The 16,534-nt window shown below is 70.0% G+C and carries 12 protein-coding genes and 1 rRNA gene; 3 read left to right on the plus strand and 10 right to left on the minus strand.

Annotated elements, in window-relative coordinates; translation table 11 throughout:
- From ACZ7G1_RS00005 to thyX, 4 genes are all read right to left on the minus strand, one after another.
- Positions 1-87 (minus strand): 16S ribosomal RNA (locus ACZ7G1_RS00005); the annotation flags it as partial.
- Between the two features lie 533 nt (positions 88-620).
- Entirely contained in the window at positions 621-2,306 is a 1,686-nt protein-coding gene (locus ACZ7G1_RS00010) for a ribonuclease J (RefSeq protein ID WP_470881836.1), read from the minus strand.
- A 98-nt stretch (positions 2,307-2,404) separates the two neighbouring features.
- The gene (dapA, locus tag ACZ7G1_RS00015) at positions 2,405-3,304 is read right to left on the minus strand and encodes a 4-hydroxy-tetrahydrodipicolinate synthase (RefSeq protein ID WP_470881838.1); all 900 of its coding nucleotides are present in this window, start codon (positions 3,302-3,304) and stop codon (positions 2,405-2,407) included.
- 178 nt (positions 3,305-3,482) lie between these two features.
- The gene (gene thyX, locus ACZ7G1_RS00020; RefSeq protein WP_470881840.1) at positions 3,483-4,223 is read right to left on the minus strand and encodes an FAD-dependent thymidylate synthase; all 741 of its coding nucleotides are present in this window, start codon (positions 4,221-4,223) and stop codon (positions 3,483-3,485) included.
- Between the two features lie 151 nt (positions 4,224-4,374).
- On the opposite strand from thyX, the gene ACZ7G1_RS00025 reads away from it, so the two are divergent.
- On the plus strand, positions 4,375-4,614 hold the full coding sequence (locus tag ACZ7G1_RS00025) for a hypothetical protein (protein ID WP_470881842.1): 240 nt from the start codon (positions 4,375-4,377) through the stop codon (positions 4,612-4,614).
- A gap of 54 nt (positions 4,615-4,668) precedes the next feature.
- Entirely contained in the window at positions 4,669-5,229 is a 561-nt protein-coding gene (locus ACZ7G1_RS00030; RefSeq protein ID WP_470881844.1) for a PH domain-containing protein, read from the plus strand.
- Here ACZ7G1_RS00030 and ACZ7G1_RS00035 read toward each other — a convergent pair.
- The 6 genes from ACZ7G1_RS00035 to eccD form a co-directional block, all read right to left on the minus strand.
- Positions 5,219-5,671: a hypothetical protein gene (locus tag ACZ7G1_RS00035; RefSeq protein WP_470881845.1), complete on the minus strand. Its 453-nt coding sequence runs from the start codon at positions 5,669-5,671 to the stop codon at positions 5,219-5,221. The two genes, ACZ7G1_RS00030 and ACZ7G1_RS00035, sit on opposite strands and share 11 nt — an antisense overlap.
- Before the next feature lie 5 nt (positions 5,672-5,676).
- Positions 5,677-6,429, minus strand: coding sequence for a 4-hydroxy-tetrahydrodipicolinate reductase (gene dapB, locus ACZ7G1_RS00040; protein WP_470881846.1), 753 nt, complete (start codon positions 6,427-6,429; stop codon positions 5,677-5,679).
- A 34-nt stretch (positions 6,430-6,463) separates the two neighbouring features.
- The gene (locus ACZ7G1_RS00045) at positions 6,464-7,843 is read right to left on the minus strand and encodes a M16 family metallopeptidase (protein ID WP_470881848.1); all 1,380 of its coding nucleotides are present in this window, start codon (positions 7,841-7,843) and stop codon (positions 6,464-6,466) included.
- The gene (locus tag ACZ7G1_RS00050) at positions 7,840-10,056 is read right to left on the minus strand and encodes a polyribonucleotide nucleotidyltransferase (protein WP_470881850.1); all 2,217 of its coding nucleotides are present in this window, start codon (positions 10,054-10,056) and stop codon (positions 7,840-7,842) included. The genes ACZ7G1_RS00045 and ACZ7G1_RS00050 overlap by 4 nt, the downstream gene beginning before the upstream one ends.
- Positions 10,057-10,338: 282 nt before the next feature.
- Positions 10,339-10,629 carry a 30S ribosomal protein S15 gene (rpsO, locus tag ACZ7G1_RS00055; protein WP_015036567.1) on the minus strand — a complete coding sequence of 97 codons (291 nt, stop codon included), beginning with the start codon at positions 10,627-10,629 and terminating at the stop codon, positions 10,339-10,341.
- Positions 10,630-10,841: 212 nt separating this feature from the next.
- A complete protein-coding gene (eccD, locus tag ACZ7G1_RS00060) occupies positions 10,842-12,317 on the minus strand; it encodes a type VII secretion integral membrane protein EccD (RefSeq protein WP_470881852.1) in 1,476 nt (491 codons plus the stop codon).
- Positions 12,318-12,553: 236 nt separating this feature from the next.
- Between eccD and eccCa the strand changes: the two genes are divergently transcribed.
- Positions 12,554-16,507 carry a type VII secretion protein EccCa gene (gene eccCa, locus ACZ7G1_RS00065; protein ID WP_470881854.1) on the plus strand — a complete coding sequence of 1,318 codons (3,954 nt, stop codon included), beginning with the start codon at positions 12,554-12,556 and terminating at the stop codon, positions 16,505-16,507.
- The last annotated feature ends 27 nt before the right edge of the window (positions 16,508-16,534 follow it).

Here is a 16,534-nt window from a genome sequence, read left to right on the forward strand (position 1 = left end):
CCACCCCGAAGGGCTTCATCGTTCGACTTGCATGTGTTAAGCACGCCGCCAGCGTTCGTCCTGAGCCAGGATCAAACTCTCCGTGAATGTTTACCCGTAATCGGGTCACACTCGCGTTGAGCGGGACAGTCAGGCCGGAATAGGGCCGACTGTCCACAGCGTCCTCGCTGTGTTGTTGCCATCCCCGAAGGAATGGACTTTTTCAAAGGAACCTCGACCATCCGAAGATGGACGGGGTATCAACTAATCTGGCGTTGATTTTTGGCACGCTGTTGAGTTCTCAAGGTGCGGACGCTTCCTTCGTTCCTGTTTCCAGGCCCTCCGGGCGCTTCCTTCGTTTCCGACTCTATCAGATCTTTCCGATCCGATTTCCTCGGCGCTTTCCGGTCCCTTTTGTTTTCACTCCAGGGGCCTTTCGGCGTGTTCCGACTTTATCAGATGATTTCCGTCGGATTTCCCGCCTCCCGGAGAACCGTTCAGGCACACGACGGTGCCGGGTGGTTCCCGATCTGGCGGAGCCGTAAACGTACTGGAGCGGGGCGCCTCGATGCAAATCGAGGGGCCCCGCTCCGGTGTGGCGCTGGTCAGACCGCCCGAACGGCCGTCTGACCGGGCGTCCGTCAGACCTCTACGACGACCGGGAGGATCATCGGGCGGCGGCGGTAGGTGTCGGAGACCCACTTGCCGACGGTGCGGCGGATCAGCTGCTGGAGCTGGTGGGGCTCGACGACGCCGTCCTGGGCGGACTTGTTCAGGGCCTGGTCGACCTTGGGGATCACGGCGTCGAAGGCGGAGTCCTCGATGCCGGAGCCGCGGGCGTGGATGTTCGGGCCGCTGACGATCTTGCCGGTCGAGGAGTCCACGACCACGAAGACCGAGATGATGCCCTCGTCGCCGAGGATACGGCGGTCCTTGAGGTGGCTCTCGGTGACGTCGCCGACCGAGAGGCCGTCGACGTACACGTAACCCGCCTGGACCTTGCCGGTGATGCGGGCGCGGCCGTCGATGAGGTCGACGACGACGCCGTCCTCGGCGATGACGATGTGGTCCTTGGGGATGCCCGTCATGGCGCCGAGCTCGGCGTTGGCGCGCAGGTGGCGCCATTCGCCGTGGACCGGCATGAGGTTCTTCGGGCGGCAGATGTTGTAGAAGTACAGCAGCTCGCCGGCCGAGGCGTGGCCCGAGACGTGGACCTTGGCGTTGCCCTTGTGGACGACGTTCGCGCCCCAGCGGGTCAGGCCGTTGATCACGCGGTAGACCGCGTTCTCGTTGCCCGGGATCAGGGAGGACGCGAGGATCACGGTGTCGCCGGGGACGATCCGGATCTGGTGGTCGCGGTTGGCCATCCGGGAGAGGGCGGCCATGGGCTCGCCCTGGGAGCCGGTGCAAACCAGCACGACCTCGTCGTCCGGCAGGTCGTCGAGGGTCTTCACGTCGACGACGAGGCCGGCCGGGACGCGGAGGTAGCCCAGGTCACGGGCGATGCCCATGTTGCGGACCATCGAGCGGCCGACGAAGGCGACCCGGCGGCCGTACTCGTGGGCGGCGTCGAGGATCTGCTGGATGCGGTGCACGTGGCTGGCGAAGCTGGCCACGATGATGCGCTTCTGGGCGTTGGCGAAGACGTTCCGCAGGACGTTGGAGATGTCCTTCTCCGGCGGGACGAAGCCGGGGACCTCGGCGTTCGTGGAGTCCGAGAGGAGAAGGTCGATGCCTTCCTCGCTCAGGCGCGCGAACGCGTGGAGGTCGGTGAGCCGGCCGTCCATCGGGAGCTGGTCCATCTTGAAGTCGCCGGTGGCGACGGCCATGCCCGCGGGGGTGCGGATGGCGACGGCCAGGGCGTCCGGGATGGAGTGGTTGACGGCGATGAACTCGCAGTCGAAGGGGCCCAGGACCTCGCGGTCGTCCTCCTTCACCTCGAGGGTGTAGGGACGGATCCGGTGCTCCTGGAGCTTGGCCTCGATGAGGGCGAGGGTCAGCTTGGAGCCGATCAGCGGGATGTCCGGCTTGAGGCGGAGCAGGTAGGGGACGGCACCGATGTGGTCCTCGTGGCCGTGCGTGAGCACGATGCCTTCGATGTCGTCGAGACGGTCCCGGATGATCGTGAAGTCCGGGAGGATCAGGTCGATGCCGGGCTGCTCCTCTTCGGGGAAGAGGACGCCGCAGTCGACGATGAGCAGACGGCCGTCGAACTCGAAGACCGTCATGTTGCGGCCGATCTCGCCGAGCCCGCCGAGCGGGGTGACGCGCAGGGCGCCCTTCGGGAGCTTCGGCGGGGCACCGAGTTCGGGATGCGGATGACTCAAAAGACTCTCCTCACCACGCGCGCCACGTGCCCGTGGCACGTGGCGCGCATGACAATCGTGCACTTGCTGTTGTCAGTGTTCAGTTGTGAAGTCCGTTGTCAGAGTTCTACCCCGCCGGCGGCCAGGTCGACCTTGAGCTGCTCGGTCTCCTGCGCGGAGAGCTCGACGAGCGGCGGCCGGAGGGGGCCGGCCGGGTGGCCCTGGAGGGCGAGCGCGGCCTTGGTGGTCATGACGCCCTGGGTGCGGAACATGCCGGTGTAGACGGGGAGCAGCTTCTGGTGGATCTCGGTGGCCTTCTGGACCTCGCCGCCCAGGTGGGCTTCGAGGAGGGCACGGAGTTCCGGGGTGACCAGGTGGCCCACGACGGAGACGAAGCCGCAGGCGCCCACGGAGAGCAGCGGCAGGTTGAGCATGTCGTCGCCGGAGTACCAGGCGAGGCCGGAGCGGGCGATGGCCCAGCTGGCGCGGCCGAGGTCGCCCTTGGCGTCCTTGTTGGCGACGATGCGCGGGTGCTCGGCGAGGCGGACGATCGTCTCGGTGTCGATCGGGACGCCGCTGCGGCCGGGGATGTCGTAGAGCATCACGGGCAGGCCGGTGGCGTCGGCGATGGCCGAGAAGTGCCGGTACAGGCCCTCCTGCGGGGGCTTGTTGTAGTAGGGCGTCACGGCGAGCAGGCCGTGAGCACCGTCACGCTCGGCGGCGCGGGCGAGCTCGATGGAGTGGTGGGTGTCGTTGGTGCCGATGCCGGCGACGATGTGGGCGCGGTCGCCGACCGCCTCCAGTACCGCTCGTACGAGCTCCGATTTCTCCGCGTCGCTGGTGGTGGGGGACTCGCCGGTGGTGCCGTTGATGACGAGGCCGTCGTTGCCTGCGTCCACCAGGTGGGTGGCGAGTCGCTGGGCACCGTCGAGGTCGAGTGCGCCGTCCGCCGTGAAGGGCGTGACCATGGCGGTGAGGACCCGCCCGAAGGGGGTCTGCGGAGTGGAGATCGGAGCCATGGGTAACACGCTACTCGCTGCTCAGCGCCGGGTGTCCCTGAGGGGGACACGAGAAAGGGAGCCCGGCGCTGCCTGCTCGGGGGTTCAGGCAGCGCCGGGTCCGTTTGATCAGCCTAGATGAACTTCGTGAAACGTCGCAATACGGACACTTCGCGCGAGGCGATCGGACATGTGTGCGTTACGGGGCCACACGGCCGTTCTTGTTGAAGGCCGCGTGGGTCAGCGGCATCAGCCGGGCCCAGTGCTCCTCCATCTTCTCGCCGACCATCTCGATCTCCCGCTGCGGGAAGGACGGGACCGCGGCCAGCTCGTGCTGGGTGCGCAGACCGAGGAAGTGCATCAGCGAGCGCGCGTTGCAGGTGGCGTACATCGAGGAGAAGAGGCCGACCGGGAGGACGGCGCGGGCGACCTCGCGGGCGACGCCGGCGTCCAGCATCTCCTGGTAGGTGGCGTACGCCTGGCGGTACGAGTCCTCCATGGTGCGGCCGACCAGCTCGTGCTGCTCCTGGGTGCCCTCGACGAACTCGTACTTGCCCGGGCGGCCCTGCTGGACCAGCTTGCGGTCGGTGCCGGGGACGTAGAAGACCGGCTCGAGCTGCCTGTAGCGGCCCGACTCCTCGTTGTACGACCAGCCGACGCGGTGCCGCATGAACTCGCGGAACACGAAGATCGGGGCGCTGATGAAGAACGTCATCGAGTTGTGCTCGAAGGGGCTGCCGTGGCGGTCCCGCATCAGGTAGTTGATGAGCCCCTTGGACCGCTCGGGGTCCTTCTGGAGCTCTTCGAGGGACTGCTCCCCCGCCGTGGAGACCCGGGCCGCCCAGAGGACGTCGGAGTCGGCCGCCGCGCTCTTGACCAGTTCGACGGTGACGTCGCTCCGGAAGTCGATCTTCACGTTCTCGGTGGGGCTGTCGCTCACCAGCGGTCCTTCCAGTCGGGGTGCAGTCGCCCACTCTAACGACGTCCTCCCGAGGGATGAGATTCGGCTGCTTTGGTGAAATAGGGCACCAAAGCGACGGTTCTGTCGTCTGTATCTGTGAAGCACACGACAACCGAGGAGAGTGACCCTGATGTTCAGCCGGAAAGAGGCCGTACCGTTCGCGTTCGTCGCGGAGGCCGACCACTTCCGCAGTAACGTCACTCCACCGCCTCGGGAGCGTCCCGGTGCCATGGAGATCGTGGGCCGTACGCTGATCGGACTGACCGTCGTGGCCGGCCTCGTCGGAGCGCTGGTCTTCGGCATGCCATCGCTCCGGGCCGGGGACTCCGCCACTCACCAGCAGCAGTCCGAGGCCTCCGACAACCGCTGAGGTAGCCTCACCGGGCACTGCCCCTTCGAGCGTGCCTGTGAGTGAGGACCTGTCGTGCCCCTGCCCTTTCTGACGGCCGACCGTGCTTTTGACACGACCGACCATGTCGCCCTGCCGTTCGACGACCACGACCAGTGGCGGCGTCCCTACCGGCCGGGGTCATGGCGGGTCGGGGCGGCGGCGCTCGCGCTGCTGCTCGCCTCGTTCGTCCTGCTCGCCGCGGTCGTCATCGCCGCCGCCGGAGCCTTCGGCGGCGCGCTGGCCACCCTGGGCATCGCCGCGCTCGTCATCGTGACCGCGCTGCGCATGCTGCGCATGGGGACCTGGGTGAGCCGCGCCGGGCTGCGGCGCGTGGGCTTCCTCTCGACCGTCACCGTGCCCTGGGCCAAGGTGGCCTCCGTACGGACCACCCAGCAGCCGGTGCGGTGGCTTGGCCTCCCCCGCACGGTCCAGGGCCAGGCCCTGGTGCTCGACCGGCAGGCCGGTGAGCAGCTGGTGCTGCTCACCGACCACAACGCCGACTTCCTCTCCCGCGTCGAGGCCTTCGACCGGGCGGCCGACACCGTCGAGGCGTGGAACGCCGAGTACGGCGTGGTCCCGGCCGCTACGCGCTGACCGGACGCCCCCCGTGGAGCGCGATGGCCCGCTGCATCGCCTTGCGGGCCCGGGGGGTGTCGCGGGCGTCGTGGTACGCCACCGCGAGCCGGAACCAGCAGCGCCAGTCCTCGGGTGACTCCTCCGTCTCGGCCTTGCGCCGGGCGAAGACCTCGTCGGCCGAGTCCCGGAGGATCCGGCCGCCCTCGGTGCGCTCCAGCTCGTCGACCGGCAGGCCGCCCTCGGCCTCCAGCTCCGCGGCCAGCCGGTTGGCCCGGCGCGCGAAGCTGGTGTTCTTCCAGAGGAACCAGCCGCCGACGGCGGGCAGCAGGAACGCCACCGCGCCCATGCCCATGGCGGCCGGCTCGCCCGTGAGGAGCAGCAGGACGCCCTCCATCGCCACCACGCCGAAGACGAGCACGAGGACGGTGGCCAGGAAGACGTACGTGATCTTTCCGCCCATGACCGTCAGCCCAGGTCCAAGAAGTGCTCCAGGCCGAAGGTGAGGCCCGGAGTGGTGGTCACGCGGCGGGCGCCCAGGAGGACGCCCGGCATGAAGCTGGAGTGGTGCAGCGAGTCGTGGCGGACGGTGAGGGTCTCGCCCTCGCCGCCGAGCAGGACCTCCTGGTGGGCGAGGAGGCCCGCCAGGCGTACCGAGTGGACGCGGACGCCGTCGACGTCCGCACCGCGCGCGCCGTCGAGGGCGGTGGCCGTGGCGTCGGGCTGCGGGGCGCAGCCTGCCTTCGACCGGGCCTCGGCGATCAGCTGGGCGGTCCTCGTCGCCGTACCGGAGGGCGCGTCGACCTTGTGCGGGTGGTGCAGCTCGACGACCTCGACCGACTCGAAGTACGGGGCAGCGAGCTGCGCGAACTTCATGGTGAGGACCGCACCGATGGAGAAGTTCGGGGCGATCAGGACGCCGGTCTCCGGGGAGGCGGCGAGCCAGGAGTTCAGCCGCGCGAGGCGCTCCTCGGTCCAGCCGGTGGTGCCGACGACCGCGTGGATGCCGTGCTCGACGCAGTATTCGAGGTTCTCCATGACCGAGGCGGGGGTCGTCAGCTCGACGACGACCTGTGCGCCCGCCTCGGTGAGCGTCGCCAAGTCGTCCTCGCGGCCCAGGGCCGCGACCAGCTCCATGTCCTCGGCCGCCTCGACGGCCTTGACCGCCTCCGAGCCGATACGGCCCTTGGCTCCGAGGACCGCCACGCGCAGCTTGCTCATTGCACTTCCTTAGGGGACTCGTGGGACTCGTGGGTCAGGAGACCGCTTGGTGGAGGCGGTCCGCCTGCTTGTCCTTCAGCGGGCCGATCACCGAGAGCGAGGGCCGCTGGTCCAGTACATCGCGGGCGACCTCGCGGACCTCCTCCGGGGTGACCTGCGCGATCCGGGTCAGCATGTCGTCGACCGACATCTGGGTGCCCCAGCACAGCTCGCTCTTGCCGATGCGGTTCATCAGCGCGCCGGTGTCCTCGAGGCCGAGGACGGTCGAGCCGGAGAGCTGGCCGACCGCGCGGGTGATCTCCTCGTCGGTGAGACCGTCGGAGGCGACCTTGTCGAGCTCGTCCCGGCAGATCTTGAGGACGTCGTGGACCTGGCTCGGCCGGCAGCCCGCGTACACGCCGAAGAGGCCGCAGTCGGCGAAGCCCGAGGTGTACGAGTACACGCTGTAGGCCAGGCCGCGCTTCTCGCGGACCTCCTGGAAGAGGCGGGAGGACATGCCGCCGCCGAGGGCCGTGTTCAGCACGCCGAGGGCCCAGCGGCGCTCGTCGGTGCGGGCCAGGCCCGGCATGCCGAGGACCACGTGGGCCTGCTCGGTCTTGCGGTTCAGGAGCTCGACACGGCCCGCCGTGCGCAGGGTGCGCAGGCCGTCGCGGGGGGCGACGGGGACGGCATCGGTACGGGTGAGGGCGCCGGCCTTCTCGAAGGCGCGGCGGACCTGGCGTACCACCGTGGCGTGGTCGACGTTGCCCGCGGCGGCGACGACCAGGTGGGTCGGGTCGTAGTGCTTCTTGTAGAAGCGGGCGATCTGGCCGCGGCTGAGCGCGTTGATGGTGTCGACGGTGCCGAGGACCGGGCGGCCCAGCGGGGTGTCGCCGAACATCGTCTGCGCGAACAGCTCGTGCACGACGTCACCGGGGTCGTCCTCGGTCATCGCGATCTCTTCGAGGATGACGCCGCGCTCGGCGTCCACGTCCTCTTCGAGGATGAGCGAGCCGGTGAGCATGTCGCAGACGACGTCGATCGCCAGCGGCAGGTCGGTGTCGAGGACCCGCGCGTAGTAGCAGGTGTACTCCTTCGCCGTGAAGGCGTTCATCTCGCCGCCGACCGCGTCGATCGCGGCGGAGATGTCGAGGGCGGACCGCTTGCGGGTGCCCTTGAAGAGGAGGTGCTCCAGGTAGTGGGTCGCGCCGTTGAGCGTCGGGGTCTCGTCGCGGGAGCCGACGTGCGCCCAGATGCCGAAGGTGGCGGAACGCACGGAGGGGAGGGTCTCGGTGACGATCCGCAGGCCGCCGGGGAGGGTCGTGCGCCGGACCGTGCCGATGCCGTCCTTGCCCGGGAGAAGCGTTTGGGTACGGGCGACGGCCCGCCCCTCCGAAGAGGGGCGGGCCGTCGCGCGGGAACTACGGGACGTCACTTGGCAGCGTCGTCCTTCTCGCCCTCGGCGTCCTCGTCCGCGATCACGGGGATCAGGGAGAGCTTGCCGCGCTGGTCGATCTCGGCGATCTCGACCTGGACCTTGGAGCCGATCGCGAGCACGTCCTCGACGTTCTCCACGCGCTTGCCACCGGCGAGCTTGCGGATCTGCGAGATGTGCAGCAGGCCGTCCTTGCCCGGGAGCAGGGAGACGAAGGCACCGAAGGTGGTGGTCTTGACGACCGTACCCAGGTAGCGCTCGCCGACCTCCGGCATGGTCGGGTTGGCGATGCCGTTGATCGTGGCGCGGGCGGCCTCGGCCTGCGAGCCCTGCTGGGCACCGATGTAGATGGTGCCGTCGTCCTCGATCGTGATCTCGGCGCCGGTGTCCTCCTGGATCTGGTTGATCATCTTGCCCTTGGGGCCGATGACCTCACCGATCTTGTCCACCGGGATCTTGACGGTGATGATGCGCGGCGCGTTCGGGGACATCTCGTCCGGAACGTCGATCGCCTCGTTCATCACGTCGAGGATGTGCAGACGCGCGTCGCGGGCCTGCTTCAGCGCGGCGGCCAGGACCGAGGCGGGGATGCCGTCGAGCTTGGTGTCGAGCTGCAGCGCGGTCACGAACTGCTTGGTGCCGGCGACCTTGAAGTCCATGTCGCCGAAGGCGTCCTCCGCACCGAGGATGTCGGTGAGGGCGACGTAGTGCGTCTGGCCGTCGATCTCCTCGGAGATCAGACCCATGGCGATACCGGCGACGGCGGCCTTGAGCGGCACACCGGCGTTCAGCAGCGACATGGTGGAGGCGCAGACCGAGCCCATCGACGTCGAGCCGTTGGAGCCGAGGGCCTCGGACACCTGACGGATCGCGTAGGGGAACTCCTCGCGGGTCGGGAGGACCGGCACGATGGCGCGCTCGGCGAGGGCGCCGTGGCCGATCTCGCGGCGCTTGGGCGAGCCCACGCGGCCGGTCTCGCCGACGGAGTACGGCGGGAAGTTGTAGTTGTGCATGTAGCGCTTGCGGGTCACCGGGGAGAGGGTGTCCAGCTGCTGCTCCATGCGGAGCATGTTGAGGGTGGTGACGCCCAGGATCTGGGTCTCGCCACGCTCGAACAGCGCCGAGCCGTGCACGCGCGGGATGGCCTCGACCTCGGCCGCGAGCGTACGGATGTCCGTGAGGCCACGGCCGTCGATGCGGACCTTGTCCTTGATGACGCGCTCGCGGACCAGCTTCTTGGTCAGCGCGCGGTACGCGCCACCGATCTCCTTCTCGCGGCCCTCGAAGGCCGGGAGGAGCTTCTCGGCGGCGAGCTCCTTGATGCGGTCGAGCTCGGCCTCGCGCTCCTGCTTGCCGGCGATGGTGAGCGCCTTGGTGAGCTCACCCTTGACGGCGGCGGTCAGGGCCTCCAGGACGTCGTCCTGGTAGTCCAGGTAGACCGGGAACTCGCCGGTGGGCTTGGCGGCCTTGGCGGCGAGGTCCGACTGGGCCTTGCAGAGGACCTTGATGAAGGGCTTCGCGGCCTCGAGACCGGCGGCGACGACCTCCTCGGTCGGCGCCTCGGCGCCGCCCTTGACGAGCTCGATCGTCCGCTCGGTGGCCTCGGCCTCGACCATCATGATCGCGACGTCGCCGTCCTCAAGGACGCGACCGGCGACCACCATGTCGAAGACGGCGTCCTCGAGCTCGGTGTGCGTCGGGAAGGCGACCCACTGGCCCTTGATCAGGGCGACGCGGGTGGCGCCGATGGGGCCGGAGAAGGGCAGGCCCGCCAGGATCGTCGACGCGGAGGCGGCGTTGATCGCGACCACGTCGTACAGGTGCTCGGGGTTGAGCGCCATGATCGTCTCGACGATCTGGATCTCGTTGCGCAGGCCCTTCTTGAAGGAGGGGCGCAGCGGGCGGTCGATCAGACGGCAGGTGAGGATCGCGTCCTCGGAGGGGCGGCCCTCCCGGCGGAAGAAGGAGCCGGGGATCTTGCCGGCCGCGTACTGCCGCTCCTCGACGTCCACCGTGAGGGGGAAGAAGTCGAGCTGGTCCTTGGGGCGCTTCGAGGCGGTGGTCGCAGAGAGGACCATCGTGTCGTCGTCCAGGTAGGCGACGGCGGAGCCGGCGGCCTGCTTGGCCAGACGGCCGGTCTCGAAGCGGATGGTGCGGGTGCCGAAGGTGCCGTTGTCGATGACGGCCTCGGCGTAGTGGGTCTCGTTCTCCACTAGCGGTTTCTCCTACGTGTTCGTCTTTGCGTCCGGGGCCCGTGTGGCCGGGGACGGTGTGCGACGGTGGCGGAGAAGCTCGCCTCGGGTGCGGGCCGGTCTTCGATCGAAGCTCCCGGCGTTTCGTTTCCGGGGGCCACTACCGAGGACCGGCGGCTGGCCGGCGGCTTCTCGCTCGTCGTATGGGGTTGTGCGACCAGACTAAGTGCCGATGTGCACTTTGCGCACGTACAGCAAAGGGAGCGGCCCCCTGAAAGTGGGAACCGCTCCCTCAACGGCTGCTTACTTGGCGCCGCCGGCCGCACCGCGGCGGATGCCGAGGCGGTCGACCAGCGTACGGAAGCGCTGGATGTCCTTCTTGGCCAGGTACTGCAGCAGGCGGCGGCGCTGGCCGACCAGGATCAGCAGGCCACGACGGCTGTGGTGGTCGTGCTTGTGCTGCTTGAGGTGCTCGGTCAGGTCCGAGATGCGACGGGACAGCATGGCGACCTGGACCTCGGGGGAGCCGGTGTCGCCCTCCTTGGTGCCGAACTCGGCCATGATCTGCTTCTTGACAGCGGCGTCGAGAGCCACGCGGATCTCCTCTAGGTGTTCGTGCGCCCGCGAGTGCCCCTGGTCTAGGTCTCAGGGGAAGCTTCCGTGACTCGACGGGCGAAGGTCCGATGGGCGCAGCTTCCAGAGGCATCCGAGTGATCTCGGGGGCTTTCCGGGAGCGCGTACACAAACGGCCGTCACACAGCGTACCAGCTCGCCGGAGCGCCCCCGGATTCGTTTTCCATTGGCTTCTACTTGCTGGTCAGCGCGCGCACCGAGGTGAAGACGTCGAGGACGGCCAGGCAGAGCGGGACCAGGGAGAGCAGGACGAAGCCCTCGGTGAGGTCGAGCAGCCGGCCCCAGAAGGGCGAGAGGCCCTTCCTCGGGATGATCAGGCCGATCGCGGTGACCAGTGCCGCTCCGGCGGCGACGGCGGCGGTGAGCCAGATCGTACGGATGTCGAGGCCGCCCCGGTCCCCGTACATGAGGAGCTCCTTGACGAGGTCGGCCGGCGGGTTGAGGGAGAGGCCGAGGACGAGCAGCGCGATGGCGGCGAGGCCGGCGACCAGGACGCAGGCGACCTGCGAGGTGTAGCGGAAGAGGCGGGCGCGCAGCAGCATCGCCAGGCCGGCGCCGAGGGCGAGGAGCTGGCCCCAGACGTTGCCGGCGAAGCCGAGGACGGCGGCGGAGCCGACGACGACGGCCGCGCAGCCGCCGACCAGGCCGAGGAGCATCTCGTGGCCGCGGCGGGCCTGGAGGGCGATGCGCTCGCCGTCCACGGGCTGGGCCTCCTCGCCGGCCTGCTGCGGTTCGCCGAGGAACTCGTCGTCGGCGGCGCTGCGCGGGGCCGCGTACCCGATGGGGAGGCGGGCGAAGCGGGCCGAGAGGCCGGGCAGGAAGGCGACCAGGCCGATGGCGACGGGGGCGCAGACGGCGGCCGCCTCGGTGGCGGTGGTCTCGGTGAGGATCGCCAGGAAGGTGGCGAGGGTGCCGACGCCGGCGAGGAAGGTGGCGGCCACGAAGGGCGCGTCGCCGCTGGGGGTGAGCGCGACCAGGGCGACCGAGGCGACGAGGACGGCGACGCAGCCGAGGAGGAACTGGAGGCGTCCGGGGCCTTCGCCGGGGTCGGCGCCGACGATGCCGGAGCCGGCGATGAGGAGCAGCGGCAGGGCGCCGAGGCCGAGGGCCACGGCGGTCGCCCGGTCGCCGTACACGCGGGCGCGTACGCCGGCGAAGGCGGTCAGCAGGACGCCGGCGGCGCCCGCGATGATCCCGGGCAGGCTGTGCATGTCGTGGCGGACGGGGTCGGCGAACCAGAGGACGAAGCCCATCAGGACGAGGAGCAGGACGCCGCCGAGGAGGCCGGCGCCGCGCAGCAGCTCGTCGCTCCACAGGTGCCGGTCGCGGGTGACGGCGGAGGCGACGGCGTCGGACACGTCGTCGTAGACGGCCGGCGGCAGCGACTGCGCGAAGGGGCGCAGCGAGAGCACCTCGCCGTCGAGGACCTGCTGGGCGGCGAGCGTCCGGGCGCCGTCGAGGACCGATCCGTCGCGGCGGACCAGGTGGTAGCCGGTGGGGGTGCCGGCGGCCTGGGTCTGCCCGGTGAGCCTGAGGATCTCCGGGTGGACGTCGGCGACGGCGATGTCCTCGGGGAGCGCGACGTCGATGCGGCTGTCCGGCGCCACGACGGTGACGCGGCAGAAGCCGGTCGCTGCGGTCGTACTCACGTGTGTGGACCCCCTGATTCGCGGTTGCGCCCGTCTGTTCCGCGTCGATTCGCGGCTGCGCCCGTTCTGATTCGCGGTTGCGCACGATGCGCGCGCCACCCTACCGGGGACGGCCCGTGGGGGCTGCAAGTAGGATCGCCGTCCCATGGGGGAAGTCCGCGCACTCGGCTGCCGACGGGGTGCCGGTGCGGAAGCTCCCGCCACGAGCCCGCCTCCAACGAGGGATTGATGCGCCGGTGAGCCAGATCGTCGTCAAACGCCCGCCGAGGGCGCTTCCGCCGGAAGTGCCCGGCGAGGAACTGGTCCTGGAGCCCCCGCCGGAACTTCCGCGGGGGCAGCAGGAGTCGGCGCTGATGCAGCTTCTGCCGATGCTCGGCATGGGTTCCTCGGTGGTCTTCTTCTTCATGACGCCGTCGCCGATCATGCGGATCATGGGCACGCTGATGCTGGCGTCGACGGTCGCGATGGCCGTCGCCCAGTTCGTCAGATTCCGTCGCGGTACGCAGGGGCAAATGTCCGATGTCCGCCGCGACTACCTCAAATACCTCGCCCAGACCCGGCGTACGGTCCGGCGCACCGCGCGCTCGCAGCGGGACGCGCAGCTGTATCTGCACCCCGCTCCCGAGCAGTTGTGGTCGGTGGTGGCCGAGGGCTCGCGGGTGTGGGAGCGCCGGGTCGGCGACCACGACTTCGGGCAGGCGCGGATCGGCCTGGGGGCACAGCAGTTGGCGACGCCGCTGGTGGCGCCCGACACGGCCCCGGTGGACGAGCTGGAACCGCTGTGCGCGGGCGCGATGCAGCAGTTCCTCGCGGTGCACGGGACGCTGGACGGGCTGCCGATGGCGGTCTCGATGCGGGCGTTCTACCACGTGACGGTGTCGGGTGAGCCGGAGTCGGCGCAGTCGGTGGCGCGGGCCCTCGTGGCGCAGCTGGTGACGCTGCACTCCCCCGACGACCTGATGCTCGCGGTGGTGGCGTCGCGGGCCTCGCAGGAGCGGTGGGACTGGACGAAGTGGCTGCCGCACACGCAGGTGCCGGGTCAGGTCGACGGGGCCGGTACGAAGCGGCTGTTCGGCGACGACCTCGGCGAGCTGGAGAACCTGGTCCGCTCGAAGCTGGACGGGCGGCCGCGGTTCTCGCGCGAGAACCAGCCGGTGCTGGACCAGCCGCACGTGGTCGTCGTCCTCGACGGTGGCATGGTGCCGCCGGACTCGCTGCTCGCGGCGGCCGAGGGCCTGCAGGGCGTGACGATCGTGGAGGTCGTCCCCGGTGACCTCGACGAGCCGCGCGGCGGCCTCTCGGTGGTCGTGCGGCCGGGCCGGCTGCGGCTCGAGTCGGGCGGCGGGTTCGCGTACGAGGGGGTGCCGGACGGCATCTCGCTGCCGGCGGCCGAGGCGCTGGCCCGGCAGCTGGCGCCGCTGCGGATGGGCGGCGGGGACGACGACGAGCCGCTGCTCGCCAATCTGGACTTCACGGATCTGCTGAACCTCGGGGACGCCGAGTCGGTGGACGTGGCGCGGACCTGGCGGCCCCGGTCGGTGGCCGAGCGGCTCCGGGTGCCGATCGGTGTCGGCGAGGACGGCCAGCCGGTCATGCTGGACCTGAAGGAGGCCGCGCAGGAGGGCATGGGCCCGCACGGTCTGTGCGTGGGCGCGACGGGTTCCGGAAAGTCGGAGCTGCTGCGGACGCTGGTGCTCGGTCTGGCGGTGACGCACTCCTCGGAGACGCTGAACTTCGTCCTCGCGGACTTCAAGGGCGGCGCGACCTTCGCGGGCATGTCGCAGATGCCGCACGTGGCGGCGGTCATCACCAACCTGTCGGACGACCTGACGCTGGTCGACCGCATGGGCGACGCGATCCGCGGCGAGCTCCAGCGGCGCCAGGAGCTGCTGCGCTCGGCGGGCAACTACGCCAACATCCACGACTACGAGAAGGCGCGGGCGGCGGGTGCCCCGCTCGAACCGCTGGCCTCGCTGGTCCTCGTGATCGACGAGTTCTCCGAACTCCTCACCGCGAAGCCCGACTTCATCGACATGTTCATCCAGATCGGCCGCATCGGCCGCTCCCTGGGCGTGCATCTGCTGCTCGCCTCGCAGCGCCTGGAGGAGGGCAAGCTGCGCGGCCTGGACACGTACCTGTCGTACCGGATCGGTCTGCGGACGTTCTCCGCCGCGGAGTCGCGGACGGCGATCGGTGTGCCTGACGCGTACCACCTGCCGTCGGTGCCGGGTTCGGGCTATCTGAAGTTCGGTACGGACGAGATGACCCGCTTCAAGGCGGCGTACGTGTCGGGGACGTACCGGACGGGCGGGCCGCGGCTGGAGATCGGGCAGATGCCGGTGGAGCGTCGGCCGGCGCTGTTCACGGCGGCGCCGGTGCCGGTGGTGTACGCGGCGCCGGACCCGGCGTATCTGACGGCGCTGCGGAGCGAGGAGGACGACGCGCTCGCGGACACCGTCCTCGACGTGATCGTGCGGAGGCTCGAAGGGCAGGGCGTGCCGGCGCACCAGGTGTGGCTGCCGCCGCTCGACCAGGCGCCCTCGCTCGACCAGTTGCTGCCGGGGCTCGCGCAGACGGCGGACCGGGGGCTCACGGCGACGGAGTACACCCGGCAGGGCGGGCTCACGGTGCCGCTCGGTCTCATCGACAAGCCGTTCGAGCAGCGGCGCGAGGTGCTGTACCGGGACTTCTCGGGCGCGGCCGGTCACATGATGGTGGTCGGCGGTCCGCAGTCCGGCAAGTCGACGATCATGCGGACGCTGATCTCCTCGTTCGCGCTCACCCACACCCCGGCCGAGGTGCAGTTCTACTGCCTGGACTTCGGCGGCGGCGGCATGGTGTCGCTCGCCGACCTGCCGCACGTCGGCGGGGTCGCTTCGCGGCTCGACCCCGAGCGGGTGCGGCGGACGGTCGCCGAGGTGATGGGCGTCCTGAACCGGCGCGAGGAGTTCTTCCGTACGCACGCCATCGACTCGATGGCGACCTACCGGCGCAAGCGGGCCGCGGGCGAGCTGCAGGGAGAGGCCTGGGGTGACGTCTTCCTGGTCGTCGACGGCTGGGGCGGCTTCCGCAACGACTACGACATGCTGGAGCCGATCGTCTCCGACATCGCGGCGCGCGGTCTGGGCTACGGCATCCACGTGGTGATCACCGCCTCCCGGTACATGGAGGTGCGGGCGGCGCTCAAGGACCAGATGCTCGGCCGGCTCGAACTGCGGCTCGGTGACGTCATGGACTCCGAGTTCGACCGGAAGGTCGCGGCGAACGTGCCGACCGGGGTGCCGGGGCGCGGCCAGGTGCCGGAGAAGCTGCACTTCATGGGGGCGCTGCCGCGGATCGACGGGTCGAGCTCGTCCGGCGACCTGGCGGAGGGCACGGCGGCGTTCGTGCGGGCGGTGAAGGCGAGCTGGACCGGTGCGCCGGCCCCGGCCGTGCGGCTGCTGCCGCGCAGGCTTCCGGCGGAGCAGTTGCCGAAGGGCTTCGAGTACCCGCAGCACGGCATCGCGATCGGCATCGACGAGACGAACCTGGAGCCGGTGTTCGTCGACTTCGAGTCGGATCCGTTCCTGCTCGTCTTCGGTGAGAGCGAGTCCGGCAAGACGGCGCTGCTCCGGCTGATCGCCAAGCAGCTGTGCGAGCGGTACTCGCCGGAGCAGGCCCGGATCGTGGTCGGTGACTACCGGCGGACGATGCTGGAGGCGGTGGCGCCCTCGCATCTCCTGGAGTACGCGCCGATGGCGTCGGCCATGCAGATGCACATGGACGCCATCAACACGGTGATGACGAAGCGGGCGCCGAAGCCGGACATCACGCCGCAGCAGCTGCGCGACCGCAGCTGGTGGTCGGGGCCCCAGCTCTTCGTGCTCATCGACGACTTCGAGCTGGTGGCGACCAACTCGGGCAACCCGCTCGCGGTGCTGGTGGAGAACCTGCCGTTCGCGCGGGACGTCGGCATCCGCTTCATCGTGGCGCGCAGCCAGGCGGGTGCGTCGCGGGCGATGTACGAGCCGTTCATGCAGCGGGTGCGGGAGCTGGGCGCGCAGGGCGTGGTCCTGTCCGGCGATCCGCAGGAGGGCGACATCCTGGGCGGTGTCCGGGCGCGGCCGATGCCGCCGGGCCGGGGCACGTTCGTGTCGCGCAAGCGCGGGGCGCCGCTGGTGCAGCTGGGCTGGCTGCCCGAACAGCACTGAGTGGAGCGGTCCCTCCCACTACTGTGG

The organism is Streptomyces sp. NPDC037273 (assembly GCF_055603625.1).

Coding starts and splice junctions, on each gene's coding strand:
- dapA (WP_470881838.1), bottom strand. CDS start 3,304: ATGGCTCCGATCTCCACTCCGCAGACCCCCTTCGGGCGGGTCCTCACC.
- ACZ7G1_RS00025 (WP_470881842.1), top strand. CDS start 4,375: ATGTTCAGCCGGAAAGAGGCCGTACCGTTCGCGTTCGTCGCGGAGGCC.
- ACZ7G1_RS00035 (WP_470881845.1), bottom strand. CDS start 5,671: ATGGGCGGAAAGATCACGTACGTCTTCCTGGCCACCGTCCTCGTGCTC.
- dapB (WP_470881846.1), bottom strand. CDS start 6,429: ATGAGCAAGCTGCGCGTGGCGGTCCTCGGAGCCAAGGGCCGTATCGGC.